Source organism: Candidatus Leptofilum sp., assembly GCF_965223525.1.
Taxonomy (GTDB): domain Bacteria; phylum Chloroflexota; class Anaerolineae; order Promineifilales; family Promineifilaceae; genus Leptofilum.
The window spans coordinates 1,724,694-1,744,030 of the sequence record NZ_CBDCWX010000005.1 but is presented as its reverse complement, the minus strand read 5'-3'; the positions used below and the strand labels follow the sequence as shown (position 1 = coordinate 1,744,030).

The window sequence follows — 19,337 nt, the reverse complement described above, 5'->3', positions numbered from 1 at the left end:
ATTAGAGGCTGAACGCAAAAAAGTCTCCAGTCTTGTTCTATCTGTCGCGCCACACCTGCGAATCCGGGTAAAACAGCGGCTGGCCGAAAGTATCAATGCCATACTCAGCAATCACAGATTGCACAGCAATGCTGGTGAGCCAGGCCACAAAATCGTCGGCTAAACCGTTGTTGACGTTGCCCTTGTTAGGATTCACCGGGATGACCCCATATGGATTGTATAGCGACAGGTCGGCATTTTCATCAATGCTGTTGCCACCCACCATAATAGCTAAATTGGGCAGATTTTCCTGCTGGCTTAAAAAGGTGCCCCGGTCTGTCATAGTGTAGGCACCACTCTCATTGGCAAAGCGCAGCGTATCGCCCATCCCCTGCCCCAGCGATTTGTACCAGCCGCCTTCCGGGTCACGGGGCAGGCCTGCCGCTTCCCACAGCGCACGCTCTTTGGAATGGGTGCCGCTGTCATCCCCGCGCGAGGCAAACGTGGCTTCAACCCCAGCAATCGCCGTCAACGCCTCAGACGCCAGTTCCATCCCCAGAATGCCTGCCGGGTCATCTGCTGGCCCCACAATGATGAAGTCGTTGTACATCACGTCGGCCCGCGCAGTGCCGTGGCCATCGGCTACAAACGCATCTTCGCGGCTGCGGGCATGTACCAGAATCACATCGGCGTCGCCCGCTTCACCCAGGGCAATGGCCTGGCCCGTGCCCACAGCCACCACATCCACACGCACGTTGAATTGGGCCTCAAAATCGGGCAAGATGGCTTGTAGCAAGCCTGAATCTTCTGTGCTGGTGGTGGTTGCCAGACGCAGCACCTGTGATTCATTTGACCCACAGGCTGCCAGCATGAACACGGCCGTTCCCAACACAAAAATACGCCAAAACGCCAACATCTTTCCCAGGCGGGTTTCCATTTCGTTAATTTTTTGCCAGGCGATGCGATAATGCACGATAAGCTCTCCAAAAATTATTCTGACTGCAAAATGATTAACGGCGGCATCTGGCTTTGGCGAATGGTAACAAACTGTCGGTGACCTTCAAAACCGGGGGCGCTTACATTCAGAACGGCCGTTTCACCTAAATAAGCTTCAGGCACCTGCAAAACAGCAACGCCAGCGGTATCTGATGTGGCCAAAATTGGGGTGCTACCTGAAACATCTAAAGCGACGCTCGCCCCAACAATGGGGGCTTCATCTGCTGTTAGTACGCGAATTTGGTGTGTGATGAGCCCCTGCTCTTCAGGAGCTGTTTCGCCACCACGAATAGTTGCTGAAAGCGCAATCAAGACCAGCACAACAATGATGCCAAGATACAGAATACGCACCCATTTTGTGGTTGCTGGTGGAATTAAATCATCAACCAGCCTGTTCAAAAAAATTTCTATGAACGCCACCGAAAAGATTACAATGGCTCCCCACAAGAAATAGTTCATTTATCAATCCTTCAAAGAAAAGTCGTATCTAAACAGACTCTCTAGCCGTGGCCGGCGTTTCGCCGTGCCACCAAGTTCCGGTAGTCGGTGCTGTCTCTTGCTCAAACGCCGAAAACGTGGGTCAGTACCGTTGCCGCTGCGCCACCGACGCTTTGCAACAGGCCAATTTGGGCATTTTTGACCTGATTTTTACCTGCCTGCTCAGTAAGCTGTTGCACAATTTCGGCCGTTTGGTAAAGGGCAGTCGCCCCGATGGGATGCCCTCGTGCCTTTAGGCCACCCAGTGTGGCAATGGGAATTTGGCCACGCAAGCCAATCTTTTTGTCTGCGGCCAGCCGCCAGCCGTCGCCCGGTTCGGCAAAGCCCACGGCCTCTAACAGCAAGCAGGCCATAATGCTAAAGGCATCATGCACTTCGTAAAAGCTAATGTCCTGCACGTTTACATTGGCTCGCCGGAACGCTTTTTGCGCCGACAGCCGAGCCGCCTCCAGCGTGAGCGGGTTAGGGCGTTCGGCAATGCGAAAGCGGTCGGTGGCGACGCTGGAGGCGAGAATATGGACGGGTTTGTCGGTGTAGGCGCGGGCTTCGTTGCGCGGAGCCAGCACCACGGCTGCCGCGCCATCGCAAATAGGCGAACAGTCTAGCAAGCGAATAGGTGGCACAATGTGGCGGGATTGGCGCACGTCGCGTGCCGAAATCTTTTTGTGGAAGAGCGCGTTGGGATTGGTGAGTGCGTTTTGGTGCGCGTTAACGGCAAAGTTAACAAGTCCATCCTCTGGCATATCGTACCGCTCCATGTAGAGGCGCATCAAATCTGCATTTTTGCTGATGAGCGTAGCTCCGGAAACTACCTCTTGCCGTGCATCCAGTGCTTTGGCCAGGGCGGGCGTGGCCGCGCCTTCGCTCATCTTTTCCACGCCCACTGCGACGGCCAAATCGGCTTCACCGCTGGCCACAGCGAGGTAGGCCATGCGAAGCGCGGCGGCTCCGGTGGCGGTAGCGGCACGAATTTGCAAGGCTTCAACGCCACGCAATCCGGCCTCGTCGGCGATGAGCGCGGCCAGGTGCTTCTGGTTTTGCAGTTCGTCGCTGAGCATGTTCCCGGCAAACAGCGCGTCTACCTGGCTTACTCCTGCATCGGACATGGCTTGGCGAACGGCCGTTGCCCCTAGCCACCTTAAACTCTGGGCATAAATCTTCTGTACGAGCAGCTGCCCAATGCCAACGATGCTTACTTGTCTCATACCTCTCCCAAAAGTGACAGGCACTTTGAAAGTGCCTGTCACTTCGCTCTATGCAGGTCGCTTGAAAACACAAAAATATTTATTCGTCCAGCGACGGCTGCCGCCACCTTCGTGCATCAAAATATCTTCATTTTTACCCACAAAGACGGGTTCCATGTGGACCAATTCCCACCCTTTGGCACCCAGCCGATTAAGCTCTGGCATCAGTAGCTGCGGACTGTAGCTAGCCAATTCTTCTTCCTCCATTGCAAAATTCATGGAGTCTGTTGCAGACTTATTCGCTTCCAGAAATTGTGTGAGGTATTCCCATTGGTTCATTGTTATTTCCTCCAAATTGCCTGCTTCTTTTTACCGCAAGCAGTTCGTTAATCCGTCAAGTAAAAAACAAGATAGAAGTTCCAGAAGCCCCAGATAATTTGAAAAACAACGAGTGCGATTGTGTAGACGCGGCCATCTTTATTTTGCCTTTTTAGCTGGCTTAAACGAAAGAAAATAGTTGTTAATGGAAGCACAAAAACCATGAAAAACGGTATCAAAATAATGGGCAATGTGAATATTGAAGAACGCAGTGGACCTCGGCCAGGTCTATCCCAACCCAAAAGGGCAAAATAGTAGAGATAGAGTGCTGGGAGAATAATACCTATTAAAAATGTAGCGGTTAATAAGCGTTTATTGGCGCTCAACTAATTAATCTTATCCTTTCAAATCCAATTAGATCACGTTTTCATTCTTTAGTGTTTCAATTGCCGCCCCATCATACCCCAACAAGGATTGCAGGATTTCGGTCGTGTGCTGGCCGAGGGTGGGCGGCGGGTAGCGGACGCTGGTAGGCGTGGTGGGAATTTTGAGCGGCGAGTTGACCAGCGGCACGCTGCCAGCGGTGGGGTGTGGCACATCGATCCGGGTTTGCCGTGCCTGCACCTGCTCATTCTCAAATACCTGGGCCATGTTGTTGATGGGTGCGGAGGGGATGCCCACTTCATCGCAGAGGGCCATCCACTCTGCCGCGTCGCGGGTAGCGAAAAGCTCGTTTAGCATAGCGACCACGGTGCTGCGATTGGCCAGGCGGGCGGTGTTGGTGGCAAAGCGTTCATCGGTGATCCATTCGGGATGGGAGACGGCCGTACAAAACTTCCGCCACTGGTTATCGTTGCCGCAAGCAAAGGCAAATTGCTGATCCCGCGCCTGGAACTCCTGATAAGGCACAATGTTGGGATGCCCGTTGCCAAATCGCCCCGGCAATTCGCCAGAGACCAGATAGTTGCTAGCGACGTAAGACATCAGCGCCACCTGCGAATCGAGCAGCGCCATATCAATGTACTGTCCCTCGCCCGTGCGCTCGCGGGCAAACAGGGCGGCCAGAATGGCGCTGCTGGCAAACATGCCCGTCGCCAAATCGGCAATGGCGATGCCTGCCCGGTTCATCTCGCCGTCGGCGGGGCCGGTGACGCTCATAAAGCCGCCCATCGCCTGCACCATAAAGTCGTAGCCCGCGCGGTCTTTGTAGGGGCCATCGTTGCCGTAGCCGGTAATAGCACAGTAGATGAGGCCAGGGCGCAATTCCTGAAGCGTTTCGTAATCCAGCCCCCAGCGTGCCAGCGTGCCGGTACGGAAATTTTCTACCAGCACGTCCCCCTGGCGAATCAATCCTTTGAGAATTTCCATCCCTTTTTCTGATTTGAGGTTGAGGGTGAGGCTGCGCTTGTTGCGATTGGCGGAAAGGAAATAGGCGGCTTCGCCACGCTCGCCATCTGGTGCAGCCGTGAAGGGCGGTCCCCAGTGGCGGGTGTCGTCTCCACGCCCCGGTGCCTCAATTTTAATAACGTCTGCACCTAAATCGCCAAGCATTTGGGTGCAGTATGGTCCCGCCAACACGCGGGTTAGGTCAATTATGCGGATGCCGTCTAGCAGGCCGGGTTTGTGACTCATGGTAATTCCCTCTATTGTGATGGTAATCCGTAATCGGTATTCGGTTTCCACCGATTACCGAATAACCGGCAGTTTGACAAGATACGGCCGTTCCAAGATAATCTTTTTTCCTCTCAACACAAGGCGTAAAAGAGGTTGGTTGCCGTGGGTTAGATGATAAGAACCCCCTCATTTTTACGCAAGCAGATAAGGAAATTCGCATGAAACCAGCTCCCTTTGAATATGTAGCACCGGATTCGTTAGACGGTGCGCTGGCGGCGATGCAGCAGCACGGCTTTGACGCTAAGCCGCTGGCGGGTGGCCAGAGTTTGGTTCCGGTGATGAACTTTCGGCTAGCACAGCCGGGGGTACTCATTGATTTGAACAATGTACCGGGATTGGACGGCATCTGGCAAGCTAGCGATGGCACGCTCCACTTTGGCAGCATGGTGCGCCAAAGTCGGCTAGAGCGAGAGCCATTGGTGGCCCAACACCAGCCGCTGCTGGCGGAGGCACTGCCCTACATTGCCCATCCCCAAATTCGGGCACGGGGTACGTTTGGCGGCAGTTTGGCGCACGCCGATCCAGCAGCCGAGTTGCCTGTGATTGCCGTGGCGCTGAACGGTCGTATCAAAATCCAATCTGCCAATGGTGACCGATGGGTAGCTGCCCGTGACTTTTTCACCAGCCTGTTCGCCACTGATTTGGGTGATGAGGAACTGCTGGTAGAGATTGCCCTGCCACCATTGCCTGCACACACTGGCACCGCATTTACGGAGATGGCGCGACGGCACGGTGATTATGCACTTTCTGGCATTGCTGTTGTGGTAACGGTGGGCGAAAGCGGCGTCTGCACAGCCGCCCGGCTGGTCTACCTGAATGCAGGCGAAGTGCCGATGGTGGCTGATGAGGCGGCGAAGATTTTGGTGGGGGAACGGCCGTCTGAAGAGCTTTTTTGGGAAACGGCCGTGGCTGCCAGCCAAAACGAAATTGATCCCGTTGGCGACATCCATGCCACCGCTGATTACAAACGCCACCTTGCCAAAGTACTCACCGCCCGTGCCCTTAAACAAGCGTTTGAGCGAGCAGGTCAATAACCCTCCGTAGTTTCGCGGAAAGAATCCGCGGCTACACGATGATGGATTCGCAATCATGAATATTGAGTTATCAATCAACGGAAAGACGTACGAAAAAGAAGTAGAGCCGCGGTTGTTACTGAGTGACTTTTTGCGGCATGAGCTGGGGCTAACGGGAACGCATGTAGGCTGCGAGCAGGGCGTGTGCGGCGCGTGTACCATTTTGTTTGACGGCGAGCCGATTCGGTCTTGCCTAATGTTTGCCGTGCAGGCTAACGGCCACGAACTCACCACCGTGGAAGGGCTAGCCGAAAGCCAGGCAGATTTGCATCCCATCCAGGAGGCGTTTTGGGAAGCTCACGGCTTGCAGTGCGGCTTTTGCACGCCGGGCTTCCTCATGACGCTAGTGCCGTTTGTGGAAGCCAATCCAAACCCCACTGAGGCAGAGATTCGGGAGGCGATTTCTGGTAATTTGTGCCGCTGCACCGGCTACCAGCACATTGTTCAGGCGGTGCAAATTGCGGCGAAAAAAGTGCATGGTGCTGCATGAGCAGGCCAATCAATCTGGATGCGTCGCTGACCGTTATTGCCAGCGAGCTACGCAGCGGCGGCTGGCCTTTGCCCGATTATTTGACCGCACTTGAGCAACGTTTCAACGAGCGCGAACCCGATGTGCTGGCCTTTTTGCCGGAAAACGGCCGTTTCCATCGCCTGCAACAACAAGCCCAGGAACTTCTGCAAAAATATCCCAACCCAGCCGAACGCCCCGCACTATTTGGCATTCCGCTAGGCGTGAAAGATATTTTCCAGGTGGATGGCTTCACCACGCGAGCAGGCAGCCAATTGCCCCCCGATATTTTGCAGGGCAGCGAAGCCCCCAGCGTGACGGCATTGCGGCAAGCAGGAGCCCTTATTTTGGGCAAAGCAGTCACCACCGAATTTGCCTACTTTGGCCCTGGCCCCACCCGCAATCCGCACAGCCCGGCACACACGCCAGGGGGCAGCAGCAGCGGATCGGCAGCGGCCGTAGGTGCAGGCATTGCTCCCCTCACCTTTGGCACACAAACGATCGGCTCCGTGAACCGCCCGGCAGCATTTTGCGGCACCGTTGGTTACAAACCCACCTACAATCGCATTGATAAATCTGGCGTTTTGCCGCTCTCTGTTTCGCTAGATCACGTTGGCTGCTTCACCAATGATGTGGCCGGAATGGAGCTGGTCGCAGGTTTGTTATGTCAACATTGGCAACTCGTCGTAACCGAGAAAAAGGCAGTGCTAGGCATTCCCGAAGGGCTTTATTTGCAAAAAGCATCTGAAGAAGGACGTAAACATTTTCGGCAGCTATGCCGTCGGCTACATGAGGCTGGCTTTGTGGTGAAATCGGTGGAAGCCATGCCCGATTTTGACAAGATTTACACCAGACACAACCTGATTGTGGCGGCTGAGGCAGCGCGATTCCATGAAGCGTGGTTTGCCGAACATGCCGAAAAATACCATCCAAAAACGGCCGAACTCATCCAGCGCGGCCAAAAAGTAACGGATAGCCAGCTCAAAAAGGCCATCAGGGGGCGTGCCGCTCTCCGCGAATATTTAATGCAGATCATGGACAAACACCGCCTCGATTTGTGGCTCTCACCACCCGCGTTGGGCGCAGCTCCGGCTGGTTTGGACAGCACAGGTGACCCGGTGATGAACCTGCCCTGGACACACAGCGGCTTGCCAACGCTAACCCTCCCCGCTGGAAAAAACAAAGCTGGATTGCCGCTGGGCTTGCAGCTTACCGGCCGCCGGTTTGGCGATGAGGCGATGTTGAGCTTTGCTAGCCAAATCGAACCAGTTGTTGATGTGGATAAGTTCGCCTAAGTATTAAACCGCTGAGGCGCAGAGGCCGCCAAGTTTTTCTCTTTACCTCTGTGCTCTCTGTGGCAAATTATGGAGATTAGAGATTGGAGATTGATTTAGCGCCTACTGCATTTTTTGCTTTGGAAGATGAATTTGTGGCCTCGTTTTTTGATGGCTGTACGTTTGTTTGGGAGGCCATTACCAAAATTGAGACTCACACGGCCCGGTTGGCGGGTGATAAGCAAACTATTTTGGGCAATGTCATGCCTGGGGCTTACCTCAGTGACCGCCCCATTTTTATTGGCGAAGGCGCGGTGATTGAGCCGGGGGCGTATGTGCAAGGGCCAGCGTACATCGGTGCGGGGGCGACGGTGCGGCACGGGGCGTACGTGCGGGAAAATGTGATTTTGCTGCCGGGCAGCGGCCTGGGCCACGCCAGCGAAGCCAAAAATGCGCTCTTTTTACCCGGTGCCCATGCACCACACTTCAACTACGTCGGCGACTCTATTTTGGGACATCGGGTAAACCTAGGAGCAGGCACCAAGCTAAGTAATTTAGGGATAATGAGTGAAAAAGATGCGATGACGGGGAAACGGCCGTCTATCCACCTCACCATCAACAGCCAAACCTACGACACGGGTTTGGCAAAAATGGGAGCCATTCTGGGCGACGATGCACAGAGTGGCTGCAATGCCGTGCTGAACCCCGGTACGCTCATTGGGCCACGCACGCTGGTTTACGCCAACCTCAGCCTGCGAAAAGGGCATCATGCGGCCGATTCGATCATCAAATTTCGCCAAAACCCCCGCCGCGTAGATCGTATATAAACTATCCGCAGATTTCACAGATTAGCACAGGTTTTGCGGATGGAACGTTCTTTCATGGAAATTTTACTGGCAACAAGCAATAAAAATAAAGCGAAAGAAATTCAGGCAGCCCTTGGCCGACAAGTGCAGATTATCAACCTGGATTTACCAGAAATTCAGGCGATTGATGTGAAGGATGTTATCGAACAAAAAGCGCGAGTCGCTTATGGCCTTGTTGGTAAGGCGGTGTTAGTGGAAGATACAGGTTTGGCAATACACGCATGGAACGGCTTGCCCGGTGCATTGGTGCGTTGGTTCCTCGAAGCAGTCGGCAATGATGGCATTTGTCGCATGCTGCAAGCGTATGAGCAGCTTGAAGCCACTGCAGAAACCAGTCTGGGTTACTTTGATGGCGAAAACTTTTTCTCATTTTCAGGAATGATCGAAGGGTGCATTACGCGAAGCCCAAGAGGCAACAACGGATTTGGCTGGGATGCCATTTTTGTTCCTAAAGGCTGGACGAAAACTTTCGGAGAAATGACCCTGGAAGATGGGGCTGAGTTTGTATCAATGCGAAAGATAGCGGCTTTGAAGCTGAAAGCATTTCTTGACGGTCAGACGTGAGAGAAATATATGGGAGACAGGCAAAAAATGAATGTAATGAAAAGTGAAGTGAGGCAAGGGGCCTACTATGATTCTGTGGTACTGATGCAGCTACAAAAGGCGCTGGCAGAGCTACCAAATGTGGCCGACGCGGGGGTGGTGATGGCAACGGAGGCCAACAAAGAACTGCTCGCTGCGGGCGATCTGCTACCCGCCAACGTGACTGCCAAGGCGGATGATTTGCTAATTGTGGTAAAGGGTGAGACGGAAACGGCCGTTACTGAAGCCATCAACCAGGTAGACGAACTGCTCACCCGCCGCAAAGCATCTGGCAGCAGCGAATACCGCCCCCACAGCCTGGCCGCCGCCGCCAAGCAGCTCCCTGAAGCCAGCTGGGTGCTCATCTCCGTGCCCGGTCGCTATGCCGCACGCGTGGCTGAAGAAGCCTTAGATTTAGGCAAGCACGTCTTCCTTTATAGCGACAACGTGCCACTGGCCGACGAAGTGCGTCTGAAACAAAAAGCGCAACGCAAAGGGCTGCTGCTTATGGGCCCAGATTGCGGCACGGCAATTGTCAACGGCGTTGGGCTGGGCTTTGCCAACCGGGTGCGGCGTGGTCGCATTGGGCTGGTGGCCGCCTCCGGCACCGGTTTGCAGGCCGTCAGCAGCGAGGTGCATAATTTGGGCAGCGGCTTATCGCAAGCAATTGGCACTGGCGGGCGCGACCTGAAGGCGGAGGTTGGGGCTATTACTGCCCTGCAAGCAGTCAATTTGCTCGGCAAAGACCCCACCACGCGCGTCATTGTGCTAGTCTCCAAGCCGCCGTCACCTAAAGTGGCGACACAGCTTTTGCAAGCCGCGCAGGCCACGGGCAAGCAGATTGTGGTCAACTTCATCGGCTTCCCGCCGCCAGGACATAAGTTGGGCAATATTCATTTCGGCACCAGCCTGGTGGAAACGGCCGAACTGGCTGTGCATCTGGCCACCACCGTAGAAACTTCGCTGCTGTCGCCCGTGCGCCAGTCGGTGCAAGGGTACGTGCGCGGACTGTTTTCTGGTGGCACATTGGCGTATGAGACGGTTCTGGGGTTAACGGCCGTTCTCGACCAGCTCTACACCAACATCCCTATCCGCCCCGACCAGCAGTTGGACGACCTCAACCGCAGCCAGGGGCACACCATTATTGACATGGGCGAAGACGAGTTCACGCAAGGTCGCCTGCACCCGATGATGGACAATGATTTGCGCCTGAGACGACTGCGCCAGGAAACGGCCGATCCCGAGGTCGGCTTCATTTTGCTGGACGTGGTGCTGGGTGAAGGGGCCCATCCCAACCCGGCGGGAGAGCTAAGCCCAGCCATTGCCGATGCGGTGCAAGCAGGCAAAAAAGTAATCGCCATCGTAGTTGGCACGGACGAGGATCCGCAGGATTTGAACAGTCAAATCGAACAGCTAGCAGCGGCGGGGGCGATTGTATTCCCCAGCACAAATGAGGCGGTGGATTACATTTTCAATCGGCTGCCGGAACCGGAAGGCAACGTGCCGCCAGTTTCTGCAGCTGCCTTTGGCGGCACCTTGTCGGCAATTAATGTAGGGTTGGAATCTTTTTACGAAAGCATAAAAGCACAGGGGGGAACGGCCGTTCAGGTCGAGTGGCGTCCCCCGGCTGGCGGCAATGAAAAGCTGATGGCGATTTTGGCAAAAATGAAGCAAAAAGGTTGACCGTATTCCAAAATGATTGCATAATGATTCCACATTACAAGCTCTTCGTATTCTGGAGGTAATTTATGGCTACCATGACAATCAAAAATATTCCTGATGCATTATATGAAGAACTCAAACAACGGGCAGCAGCTAACCGGCGGAGCGTTAACAATGAAGTCATTGTTCTTATTGAGCGTGCCGTTCAATATCAGGTGCAAGACCCAAATGAGGTGCTGGAGCGTGTCAGGATATTACGGGAAAAGCTGGACATTTATGTAACAGAGGATGAAATCACTGCGGCTAAAAATGAAGGACGTCCATGATTGTCGTTGATTCAAACATTATTGCTTATTGGCTTTTGCCAGGGGAAAAAATGGCTCTAGCAGAGGGCGTTTGGCAAAAAGACCCAAATTGGATTGTGCCTCCCCTTTGGAAAAGTGAATTTCGAAACATATTGGCTCAATGTTTAAGGCATAAAAAGCTCTCTCTATCGGAAACACAAGCCCTCGAAAAGGAAGCCGAAACTATTCTGAAACATAAAGTGTATGAGGTTGATTCAGATTGGATTCTGCGCTTGGTAAATAAAAGTAGCTGTTCGGCATATGATTGTGAATTTGTTTCGCTAGCACAACGTTTTGGTGTATTGTTGGTAACGGCCGACAAACAAATTTTGAGAAACTTCCCAGAAACGGCCGTATCCCCCCAGCAATTTGTCAATGGCTAAAAGCAAACTCAACGATCACCTCCTAATGGAATTCATGGAAACCTTTTACGGATTTGGCAACTACGCTGGAAAATATTGGCTGGTTGGCATGGAGGAAGCAGGGGGACAAACCGTTGAAGCAATTCAGTCCAGGTTGACCCAATGGCAAAAAAACGGCCGTTCTGAGCTAGAAGATTTACCCACTCACGCTCAGCAACAAGGCTGGGGTGAGAAATATTTTGGCAAAAAGCCCAAATGGCAGCGAACCTGGGGAAAACTTATTCGTTTGATTTTGGCAGCGGAAAGGATAAGAAAAGTGGATACGGCCGTCGTCAAACAGTTTCAGCGAGAAAAATTAGGTAGATACAACAGCAATCACTGCCTACTCGAGCTTCTCCCGCTGCCAGCACCTTCAACCAGTCACTGGATTTATGCTCAGTACAGTAAACTACCGTCTTTACAAAGCCGGAAAGCATACCGCCAACAGTTGGCCCTAACCAGGATTGCCCATCTACGGCAACGGCTGCAAGAACATTGTCCCCAAACTGTTATCTTTTACGGTTGGAGCTACCGAGATTGGTGGCAGCAGGTGGTAGAACGGCCGTTTACCCAGCAAGAAAATCCTAAATGTTTAGTAGCCGTTCAGGATGGCACCTACTTTTTTGTCATCCCGCATCCAACGGCACGAGGCGTAACAAACCGCTATTTTGAACAAGTTGGCGCACAGATCGCCACAATTGGAGGGTAAATAATGATTGATATAGAAAAAGCAAACGAAACGGCCGTTTCCCGTATGATGGAAGCGCGACCAATCCTCAAAACCGTCGCCACCGCCCGCGATGTAATTCCCGGCATGCGCGAGAATTTACTGCTGCACGCCGGGCCACCCATCACCTGGGAACGCGCCTCCGGGCCGATGCGAGGGGCCATTGTGGGCGCACTCATCTTCGAGGGCAAAGCTACCGATTGGGAAAGTGCCGAAAAGCTGGTCACCAGTGGCCAAATTGATTTGGAGCCATGCCACGAACACAATTCGGTGGGGCCAATGGCGGGCGTGACCTCCGCCTCGATGAAGGTGTACGTGGTAGAAAACGTCACACACGGCAACATGGCCTACTCAAATCTCAACGAAGGGTACGGCAAAGTGCTACGCTACGGCGCGTACAGTGAGAATGTGCTTAAGAAGCTACGCTGGATGAACGACACAATGGGGCCCGTTCTTGCCGAAGCCCTGGAAATGCTCGACGGTATTGACGTTCGCGCCTTGCTGGCCGAATCCCTGCACATGGGTGATGAAGGCCACAACCGCAATAAAGCTGGCTCCATCCTCTTCACAACCAAATTGGCCCCGGCGATTGGCAAAGCAACCAACAATCGCATTGTGGCCTCAACGATTTTACGCTTTCTGGGTGAAAATGCGCTTAGTGTGCTCAACCCCGTCATGGCAGCATGTAAAGCAATGGCCGATGCCGGACACGGTGTGGAAGGCAGCACCGTTATGACCGTGATGGCCCGCAACGGCACCGACTTGGGCATTCGCGTCAGCGGCTTGGGCGACCAATGGTTCACTGGTCCGGTCGGCCAGCCAGACGGCCTCTATTTCTCTGGTTTCACCGCCGACGATGCCAGCGGCGACATCGGCGACAGCACGATTACGGAGACGGCCGGGATTGGTGCTTTTGCGATGGCCACGGCTCCCGCCATCGTCACTTTTATCAGCGGCACGCCAGAAATGGCGGTAGACACAACGATGCGGATGTACGAAATCACGGTTGGCGAACACAAAGCGTTCACTATTCCGGTGCTGGGCTTCCGGGGTACCCCCGTCGGTGTGGACATTCGCAAGGTGGTGGAGTTGGGCATACGACCGCAAATCAACACTGGCATTGCCCACAAGGATGCAGGCGTGGGGCAGGTTGGCGCAGGCTTGGTTTTGCCCCCTGCCAACGTCTTTGAAGATGCGCTCATTGCCTATGCAGAAAAATATCTATCGTAATGGGGCTATATCGCGGTAACGGGCTGGGATTTTCGCTTTTATTTGGCAGTCTCTTCCTGGCCGTGCTTGTCACGGCACTGCTTGATCTGGCAACCACCACTGCCATTTTTTTAATTGGTGGCTTGATGATTGGGCTAGACTTGATTGTGCGCTGGCACAGCAAAAATGCGTCGGGGTGGCGCAAGCTCTTTTCCGGCAAAGTGGGTGGTCAATTTGTCTTTTTACCAGTGTGGGGTGCGGGCATTTTGTTTTTGCTGATCGGTTATTCAGAACTGCAGTAACTCATCAAACCTAAAATAGACTCTGTTTGTGGAGAACCACATGAAATGAACTACTATGTCTTGATTTATCATTTGACTGACGATTATTTGGAACGTCGCCCTGCCTACCGCGCCGAGCATTTGCAACTGGCGAAAGATGCCGAAGAGCGGGACCAACTGGTGCTAGGCGGTGCTTACAGCGACCCGGCAGATATGGCTTTGCTGGTTTGGCGTGTGGCGGATACGGTCGTCATCCAAAACTTCGTCAAAAATGACCCCTATGTAAAAAATGGCCTGATTGCCCACTGGGAAATACGGCCGTGGACCGTCGTCATTGGCACCGCTTTCGAGAAATAATAGTTCGCAGGCATCCACAATCCTGATATGATCATCACATGAGCAAGCAAGATGAAGCACTGATTACGGCCGTTACCACCGCCATCAAACAATCCAAAAAGTATGGTGACACCAGCGAAGTTACCATCCGGCAATTGGCAGAAGAAGCAGCCCGCCAGCACAAAAAACCCAAAGCCGCCATCAAAGCCGTACGCGCCCGGCTGCACAGCATCATGGCCCCCTATCTGGGCGACCCAGATTATGAGGCGATGGCCTGGCAGTTCAGCCACGCCTTTGCCAACAATGACCAGGAACAGATCAACCAACTGTGCCTGCAGAGTCTGAACGCTCACCTCTCCACCCGCGAGCGGCTGCCCATCATGGCCGACTTTTACCAGCAAATCTTCGCCATCACCGGCCAACCCCGCACCATCTTAGACATTGCCTGCGCCCTCAACCCACTTGCCCTGCGCTGGATGTACCCGACACGGTATTCAGTAAACGGTAATCGGTTGAAGTTTTATGCGTATGATATTCATGAGCCGCGCGTTCGGTTTATTAACCACTATTTTCAGCTAGAGGGGTTGGCACCGCTAGCGCGGGTGCAGGATGTGGCCATGCAATTCCCGCAGGAGCGGGCGGATATAGCTCTCTTCCTTAAGGAGATGCCCCGCTTTACCCGAAATTATGGCGATTTGGGACGGCCGTTGTTGCAAGCCCTTAACGTCCGCTGGCTGGTCATCTCCTACCCCAGCATTAGCACCCACGGGGGGCGCAACCTCACCAATCGCTACCGCGACTTTATGCACAAACTTATTGATGGCCTCAACTGGTCGCTCACCGAACGACTATTCGAAGGCGAACTTGTCTTCATCATCGACAAACTGTAAAAAATGCTGTTACAATACAAAGCAAAGGTTGTGATATTTGTCACCTCACGGTTCCCCCACTAACCGTGTATTCTCTATTATGGGCTTGACCGTTTTTAACTTTTGAGTTTCGGTTAACGGTCAAGCCTTAGGGTTCGTGTCTTGAACAAAAGTTATTTGTGAGCGAACCTTATGGGAAACAAATAGTTAGTCAGCCAACCTGAACCATTCTTACTATTTCCTCTAAAAAGATTGGCCGATTGCTGTCAGCAACAATATAAGTGAGCAATTTAAATGAAACGATTAGGTGTTTTAACCAGTGGCGGTGACGCCCAGGGAATGAATGCCGCCGTGCGCGCTGTGGTGCGAATGGCATTAGAAAATGACGTGGAAGTTTTTGCCATCTATGAAGGGTACCAGGGCATGGTAGATGGGGGTACGCAGATACGCCCTATCGGCTGGAACGATGTAGGCGGTATTTTGCACCAGGGGGGCACGGTTATTGGCTCTGCCCGCTGCCAAGCATTTCGTGAACGCAACGGCCGTTTGCAGGCGGTGCAAAATTTATTGGCGCATGGCATTGACAACTTGGTCATTATTGGTGGCGATGGCAGCCTGTCTGGCGCGCAATTTCTTTACGATGAGTGGCCTAGCCTGGTAAACGAACTGGCTGAAACCGGGCAAATTACCCAACAAACGGCCGTCAATCATCCCCATGTGCAAGTTGCAGGCATCATTGGCTCCATAGACAACGATATGTACGGCTCCGACGTGACCACCGGTTCCGATACGGCGCTGCACCGGATCATCGAAGCCACCGATGCCATCTCTAGTACGGCCGCCAGCCACCAGCGCATCTTTGTAGTAGAGATAATGGGGCGACGGTGCGGCTATTTGGCACTCATGGGTGCCATGGCCGGTGGTGCCGATTGGGTATTCATCCCCGAAAACCCACCCGACCTGGACAATTGGGAAGACAAAATGTGTGAGGTGATGCGCCTGGGGCGCGAAGCGGGTCGGCGCGACATTATCGTGATGGTGGCCGAAGGTGCTCAGGATCGCCAGGGACAACCCATTACCAGTGAATATGTGAAGCAAGTACTAGAAAGCCACCTGGGTGAAGAAACCCGCATTACCGTGTTGGGGCATGTGCAGCGGGGTGGTGCTCCCAGTGCCTTCGACCGAAACTTAAGCACGCTGCTGGGCGCAGCGGCCGTAGAGCAACTACTGACGGCTGACGGACACGAAAAACCGTTTGTAATGGGCATTCGTGGCAACAAGATCACGCGCACGCCGCTTGATGAGGCACTGCAAATTACCCACGCTGTCGCACAAGCCAGCCAGGAAGGAAATTTTGAAGAAGCAATGCGGCTGCGGGGCAAAGGTTTTAACGAATCGTTCCGAATTGTACGCACCATGGTTCGCGTCTTGCCTCACCCGCCCGCTCCAGGCCAGCGGCGGATGCGTATAGCCGTGCTCAATGCAGGCGGGCCAGCCCCAGGTATGAATACGGCCGTACGAACGGCCGTGCGCTTAGGAACCGACAAAGGGCACATCATGCTTGGCGTTAGCAATGGGCTACATGGCCTCATTGATGGGCATATTAAAGAGATGAATTGGATGAGCGTCTCTGGCTGGGCCTCACAAGGCGGCGCAGAGCTAGGCACCAATCGCTATATCCCCCACGGCAGTGATTTCTATGCCATCGCGCGCAACCTGGAAGAACAAAGCATTGATGGCATTCTAATGATCGGCGGTTGGACAGGGTATGAAAGCGTTTTGAAATTGATGGGACAGCGGCAAACGTTCCCAGCGAACAACATTCCAATGGTGTGCGTACCGGCCACTATCAACAACAACTTGCCAGGGGCAGAACTGTGTATTGGGGCCGATACAGCCCTCAACAACATCGTGCAGGCGGTAGACAAAATCAAGCAATCGGCCGTTGCCTCCCGCCGCGTGTTTGTGGTGGAGGTAATGGGGCGTAACTGCGGCTATCTGGCCTTAATGAGCGCTCTGGCCACAGGCGCAGAACGTTTCTACACCAATGAAGATGGTATCACCTCCAGCAACCTGATCGAGGACGTAAAGCAGCTCATTACCGGTTTTAACAAGGGCAAGCGGCTGGGGTTAATAATTCGCAATGAAAATGCCAACCAGGTTTATACAACAGCATTTATCAGCGCTTTGTTTCAAGAAGAAGGAGGGGATCTCTTTGATGTACGGGAGGCCATTTTAGGTCACCTGCAACAAGGTGGCGATCCCTCGCCCTTCGACCGGATTTTGGCTACGCGACTTGCATCTCACGCCATTAACCATCTAGAAAAGCAAATTGATGCAGAAGACCCAACCTGCTTTTGCTTGGGTCAGGTTGGAGGCTCGCTAGTTTTTACCAATATGGAGGATGTGCCACGCATGTATGATATGGAAAAGAAACGGCCGAAAAAGCAATGGTGGATGAATTTACGCCCAATTGCCCATGTGCTGGCCAAGCCCGCACCCCACTAGGAATAATATATATTTTTATACGTAAAAGGAGCAAATGATGACAAAAATTGGCATTTTAACTGGCGGCGGCGACGTGCCTGGCCTAAATCCGTGTATTAAGGCCGTTGTTAACCGAGCCATTGATGAAGGGTACGAAATTGTAGGCATTCGGCGTGGTTGGGGAGGCTTGCTAGAACTCAACACAAATGATCCTGCTTCGGTAGAAAAGCATGTGCTGCCACTCAACAAAAACGTGGTTCGCACTATTGACCGCACGGGCGGCACAATGCTGCACACCAGCCGTACCCATCCAGGCAAGGTAAAGCCCGATTCTGTACCTGACTTTCTGCGCGACCCTGAACATCCTGAAGCGGAAGCAGCCGACCAAAGCTTGCGTGATTTTACGCCACACGTCATGAAAAATCTGGAATTTTTGGGTATTGATACGCTCATTCCCATTGGTGGCGACGACACATTGAGCTATGGCGAGCGGCTGCATAGCGAAGGCGTTCGGGTTCTGGCAATTCCTAAAACGATGGACAACGACGTTTATGGCACAGATTACTGCATTGGGTTTAGTACGGCCGTTACCCGCAGCGTCCAATTTATTCATCAACTCCGCACTAGCACTGGTTCTCATGAGCGAATTGCCGTTATTGAGCTATTTGGCCGCAATTCTGGAGAAACCAGCCTCATCAGTTCCTACCTGGCTGGGGTAGATCGCGCCCTCATCTCTGAAGTACCGTTTGATCCAGAAAAGCTAGCTGAACTTGTTTTGAAGGATAAGCAAGCCAATCCCAGCAATTACGCTATGGTCACTGTGAGTGAAGGGGCGCACATGGTTGGTGGCAAGATCATTGAATATGGCGAGGCTGACGCTTATGGTCACCGCAAATTAGGCGGCATTGGTGAAATCACGGGTGAAGCAATCAAAAAGATTACTGGCGAAAACATCATTAATCAGAAAGTTTCTTACCTGATGCGCTCTGGCGCGCCTGATGCGCTCGACTTGATGGTGGCTACCAACTATGCCAACATGGCGGTTGATCTCATAAAAAATGATGTGAGCGGCCGTATGGTAGCTTTGCGTGATGGTAAATACACGCATATCCCTATGAACACCGTTACCAGCGGCATCAAGCGGGTGGACGTGGACGAACTGTACGACGTGAAAAATTACCTACCTCGCGTCCGCCACGTTATGGGCAAACCGATGTTCCTCTATTAAAAGAATTGGCCACAGAGGACACAGAGAATCAAGAGTTTTTCTCTTTAAACTCCGTGCCCTCTGTGGCAGAAATCAAAAAATCCCCCCATTTTCTGTTAAAATAGCATCATGCACCGCTTTTTTATGGAACCGCAACATTTTTCGGGCGAACGTGTTGTGTTGCCTGCCCAAATTGCTCATCAGATTCGCAATGTGTTGCGGTTGCGGCCGGGTGCAGCGATTTTGGTGCTAGACAACAGCGGTAATGAATTCGAGGTGTTGCTGCGGCAGGTAGACAGGCAGCAGGTAGTGGGGGAGGCAGTGGCTAAACGGCCGTCTCCCAACGAACCTTCTGTGCAGCTTACCCTTTATCAAGCCTTGATGAAGCGCGATAAATTTGAGTGCGTGCTGCAAAAAGGCACGGAGATTGGCGTGAGCCGCTTTGTGCCCATCGTCACGCAGCGCAGTTTAGTGCAGGGTATTGACATAAAAGCAAGTAAGCAGGCCCGCTGGCACAAAATAATCACCGAAGCGGCCGAGCAATCGCGCCGGGGGCGCATTCCTGAACTACACCCGCCCCAAACGCTGGCGCAGGCGTTGGCAAACCAGCCAAACCAGCCCGGTTTGATTGCCTGGGAGGAAGAAAAGCAGCTTGGTTTGCGTGAGGGACTGGTGAGTGTAAAACGGCCGTCCCACATCTCATTGTTCATTGGGCCAGAGGGCGGCTTTGCTAGTGAAGAAGTAGAAGCCGCTCAGTCGGTGGGCATTCGCGCTATCACACTCGGTAGGCGCATTCTTCGGGCAGAAACGGCCGCACTCGTGGCTGCTGCCCTCATTTTGCACGAACTAGACATAATCTAAT

22 protein-coding genes are annotated in these 19,337 nt (G+C 53.2%); 16 read left to right on the top strand and 6 right to left on the bottom strand.

Features of this window, described 5'->3' with window-relative positions:
- Positions 1 to 37 precede the first annotated feature (37 nt).
- The 6 genes from ACOQPM_RS13110 to ACOQPM_RS13085 form a co-directional block, all read right to left on the bottom strand.
- A complete protein-coding gene (locus tag ACOQPM_RS13110) occupies positions 38 to 952 on the bottom strand; it encodes a substrate-binding domain-containing protein (protein ID WP_420629713.1) in 915 nt (304 codons plus the stop codon).
- A 17-nt stretch (positions 953 to 969) separates the two neighbouring features.
- Positions 970 to 1,434 (bottom strand): hypothetical protein, encoded by a 465-nt coding sequence (locus tag ACOQPM_RS13105; RefSeq protein ID WP_420629712.1) that lies wholly within the window; start codon positions 1,432 to 1,434, stop codon positions 970 to 972.
- 101 nt (positions 1,435 to 1,535) lie between these two features.
- A complete protein-coding gene (locus tag ACOQPM_RS13100) occupies positions 1,536 to 2,678 on the bottom strand; it encodes a thiolase C-terminal domain-containing protein (RefSeq protein ID WP_420629711.1) in 1,143 nt (380 codons plus the stop codon).
- A gap of 48 nt (positions 2,679 to 2,726) precedes the next feature.
- On the bottom strand, positions 2,727 to 2,996 hold the full coding sequence (locus tag ACOQPM_RS13095) for a hypothetical protein (protein ID WP_420629710.1): 270 nt from the start codon (positions 2,994 to 2,996) through the stop codon (positions 2,727 to 2,729).
- Between the two features lie 47 nt (positions 2,997 to 3,043).
- Complete coding sequence (locus ACOQPM_RS13090) at positions 3,044 to 3,361, bottom strand: hypothetical protein (RefSeq protein ID WP_420629709.1); 318 nt, start codon at positions 3,359 to 3,361, stop codon at positions 3,044 to 3,046.
- A 28-nt stretch (positions 3,362 to 3,389) separates the two neighbouring features.
- A complete protein-coding gene (locus ACOQPM_RS13085; protein WP_420629708.1) occupies positions 3,390 to 4,607 on the bottom strand; it encodes a CaiB/BaiF CoA transferase family protein in 1,218 nt (405 codons plus the stop codon).
- Positions 4,608 to 4,807: 200 nt separating this feature from the next.
- Between ACOQPM_RS13085 and ACOQPM_RS13080 the strand changes: the two genes are divergently transcribed.
- From ACOQPM_RS13080 to ACOQPM_RS13005, 16 genes are all read left to right on the top strand, one after another.
- Positions 4,808 to 5,683, top strand: a complete 876-nt coding sequence (locus tag ACOQPM_RS13080; protein WP_420629707.1) for an FAD binding domain-containing protein — start codon at positions 4,808 to 4,810, stop codon at positions 5,681 to 5,683.
- Positions 5,684 to 5,738: 55 nt separating this feature from the next.
- Positions 5,739 to 6,212, top strand: a complete 474-nt coding sequence (locus ACOQPM_RS13075; RefSeq protein ID WP_420629706.1) for a (2Fe-2S)-binding protein — start codon at positions 5,739 to 5,741, stop codon at positions 6,210 to 6,212.
- A complete protein-coding gene (locus tag ACOQPM_RS13070; protein WP_420629705.1) occupies positions 6,209 to 7,525 on the top strand; it encodes an amidase in 1,317 nt (438 codons plus the stop codon). The genes ACOQPM_RS13075 and ACOQPM_RS13070 overlap by 4 nt, the downstream gene beginning before the upstream one ends.
- A gap of 83 nt (positions 7,526 to 7,608) precedes the next feature.
- On the top strand, positions 7,609 to 8,331 hold the full coding sequence (locus ACOQPM_RS13065) for a glucose-1-phosphate thymidylyltransferase (protein WP_420629704.1): 723 nt from the start codon (positions 7,609 to 7,611) through the stop codon (positions 8,329 to 8,331).
- 54 nt (positions 8,332 to 8,385) lie between these two features.
- On the top strand, positions 8,386 to 8,934 hold the full coding sequence (locus ACOQPM_RS13060) for a non-canonical purine NTP pyrophosphatase (RefSeq protein WP_420629703.1): 549 nt from the start codon (positions 8,386 to 8,388) through the stop codon (positions 8,932 to 8,934).
- Between the two features lie 27 nt (positions 8,935 to 8,961).
- The gene (fdrA, locus tag ACOQPM_RS13055) at positions 8,962 to 10,635 is read left to right on the top strand and encodes an acyl-CoA synthetase FdrA (RefSeq protein ID WP_420629702.1); all 1,674 of its coding nucleotides are present in this window, start codon (positions 8,962 to 8,964) and stop codon (positions 10,633 to 10,635) included.
- A 65-nt stretch (positions 10,636 to 10,700) separates the two neighbouring features.
- Positions 10,701 to 10,940, top strand: a complete 240-nt coding sequence (locus ACOQPM_RS13050; protein WP_420629701.1) for a FitA-like ribbon-helix-helix domain-containing protein — start codon at positions 10,701 to 10,703, stop codon at positions 10,938 to 10,940.
- Positions 10,937 to 11,341: a type II toxin-antitoxin system VapC family toxin gene (locus tag ACOQPM_RS13045; protein WP_420629700.1), complete on the top strand. Its 405-nt coding sequence runs from the start codon at positions 10,937 to 10,939 to the stop codon at positions 11,339 to 11,341. Before ACOQPM_RS13050 ends, ACOQPM_RS13045 begins: the two co-directional genes overlap by 4 nt.
- A complete protein-coding gene (locus tag ACOQPM_RS13040) occupies positions 11,334 to 12,068 on the top strand; it encodes a hypothetical protein (protein WP_420629699.1) in 735 nt (244 codons plus the stop codon). The genes ACOQPM_RS13045 and ACOQPM_RS13040 overlap by 8 nt, the downstream gene beginning before the upstream one ends.
- Positions 12,069 to 12,071: 3 nt before the next feature.
- Entirely contained in the window at positions 12,072 to 13,316 is a 1,245-nt protein-coding gene (locus ACOQPM_RS13035; RefSeq protein ID WP_420629698.1) for a DUF1116 domain-containing protein, read from the top strand.
- Positions 13,316 to 13,597, top strand: a complete 282-nt coding sequence (locus tag ACOQPM_RS13030; RefSeq protein WP_420629697.1) for a hypothetical protein — start codon at positions 13,316 to 13,318, stop codon at positions 13,595 to 13,597. The genes ACOQPM_RS13035 and ACOQPM_RS13030 overlap by 1 nt, the downstream gene beginning before the upstream one ends.
- 45 nt (positions 13,598 to 13,642) lie before the next feature.
- Positions 13,643 to 13,933, top strand: a complete 291-nt coding sequence (locus ACOQPM_RS13025) for a YciI-like protein (protein ID WP_420629696.1) — start codon at positions 13,643 to 13,645, stop codon at positions 13,931 to 13,933.
- Between the two features lie 38 nt (positions 13,934 to 13,971).
- Positions 13,972 to 14,802 (top strand): hypothetical protein, encoded by an 831-nt coding sequence (locus ACOQPM_RS13020; RefSeq protein WP_420629695.1) that lies wholly within the window; start codon positions 13,972 to 13,974, stop codon positions 14,800 to 14,802.
- Between the two features lie 273 nt (positions 14,803 to 15,075).
- Positions 15,076 to 17,289 (top strand): 6-phosphofructokinase, encoded by a 2,214-nt coding sequence (locus ACOQPM_RS13015; protein ID WP_420629694.1) that lies wholly within the window; start codon positions 15,076 to 15,078, stop codon positions 17,287 to 17,289.
- A gap of 37 nt (positions 17,290 to 17,326) precedes the next feature.
- The gene (locus ACOQPM_RS13010; RefSeq protein WP_420630533.1) at positions 17,327 to 18,496 is read left to right on the top strand and encodes a 6-phosphofructokinase; all 1,170 of its coding nucleotides are present in this window, start codon (positions 17,327 to 17,329) and stop codon (positions 18,494 to 18,496) included.
- Between the two features lie 108 nt (positions 18,497 to 18,604).
- Positions 18,605 to 19,336, top strand: coding sequence for a 16S rRNA (uracil(1498)-N(3))-methyltransferase (locus ACOQPM_RS13005; RefSeq protein ID WP_420629693.1), 732 nt, complete (start codon positions 18,605 to 18,607; stop codon positions 19,334 to 19,336).
- The last annotated feature ends 1 nt before the right edge of the window (position 19,337 follow it).

What these genes read in the sequence shown, in the direction of transcription:
- ACOQPM_RS13095 (WP_420629710.1), bottom strand. Translation starts at nt 2,996, where the DNA reads ATGAACCAATGGGAATACCTCACACAATTTCTGGAAGCGAATAAGTCT.
- fdrA (WP_420629702.1), top strand. Translation starts at nt 8,962, where the DNA reads ATGAATGTAATGAAAAGTGAAGTGAGGCAAGGGGCCTACTATGATTCT.
- ACOQPM_RS13075 (WP_420629706.1), top strand. Translation starts at nt 5,739, where the DNA reads ATGAATATTGAGTTATCAATCAACGGAAAGACGTACGAAAAAGAAGTA.
- ACOQPM_RS13035 (WP_420629698.1), top strand. Translation starts at nt 12,072, where the DNA reads ATGATTGATATAGAAAAAGCAAACGAAACGGCCGTTTCCCGTATGATG.
- ACOQPM_RS13020 (WP_420629695.1), top strand. Translation starts at nt 13,972, where the DNA reads ATGAGCAAGCAAGATGAAGCACTGATTACGGCCGTTACCACCGCCATC.
- ACOQPM_RS13010 (WP_420630533.1), top strand. Translation starts at nt 17,327, where the DNA reads ATGACAAAAATTGGCATTTTAACTGGCGGCGGCGACGTGCCTGGCCTA.
- ACOQPM_RS13030 (WP_420629697.1), top strand. Translation starts at nt 13,316, where the DNA reads ATGGGGCTATATCGCGGTAACGGGCTGGGATTTTCGCTTTTATTTGGC.
- ACOQPM_RS13045 (WP_420629700.1), top strand. Translation starts at nt 10,937, where the DNA reads ATGATTGTCGTTGATTCAAACATTATTGCTTATTGGCTTTTGCCAGGG.
- ACOQPM_RS13050 (WP_420629701.1), top strand. Translation starts at nt 10,701, where the DNA reads ATGGCTACCATGACAATCAAAAATATTCCTGATGCATTATATGAAGAA.
- ACOQPM_RS13040 (WP_420629699.1), top strand. Translation starts at nt 11,334, where the DNA reads ATGGCTAAAAGCAAACTCAACGATCACCTCCTAATGGAATTCATGGAA.
- ACOQPM_RS13070 (WP_420629705.1), top strand. Translation starts at nt 6,209, where the DNA reads ATGAGCAGGCCAATCAATCTGGATGCGTCGCTGACCGTTATTGCCAGC.
- ACOQPM_RS13060 (WP_420629703.1), top strand. Translation starts at nt 8,386, where the DNA reads ATGGAAATTTTACTGGCAACAAGCAATAAAAATAAAGCGAAAGAAATT.
- ACOQPM_RS13105 (WP_420629712.1), bottom strand. Translation starts at nt 1,434, where the DNA reads ATGAACTATTTCTTGTGGGGAGCCATTGTAATCTTTTCGGTGGCGTTC.
- ACOQPM_RS13015 (WP_420629694.1), top strand. Translation starts at nt 15,076, where the DNA reads ATGAAACGATTAGGTGTTTTAACCAGTGGCGGTGACGCCCAGGGAATG.
- ACOQPM_RS13080 (WP_420629707.1), top strand. Translation starts at nt 4,808, where the DNA reads ATGAAACCAGCTCCCTTTGAATATGTAGCACCGGATTCGTTAGACGGT.
- ACOQPM_RS13085 (WP_420629708.1), bottom strand. Translation starts at nt 4,607, where the DNA reads ATGAGTCACAAACCCGGCCTGCTAGACGGCATCCGCATAATTGACCTA.
- ACOQPM_RS13025 (WP_420629696.1), top strand. Translation starts at nt 13,643, where the DNA reads ATGAACTACTATGTCTTGATTTATCATTTGACTGACGATTATTTGGAA.
- ACOQPM_RS13100 (WP_420629711.1), bottom strand. Translation starts at nt 2,678, where the DNA reads ATGAGACAAGTAAGCATCGTTGGCATTGGGCAGCTGCTCGTACAGAAG.
- ACOQPM_RS13005 (WP_420629693.1), top strand. Translation starts at nt 18,605, where the DNA reads ATGCACCGCTTTTTTATGGAACCGCAACATTTTTCGGGCGAACGTGTT.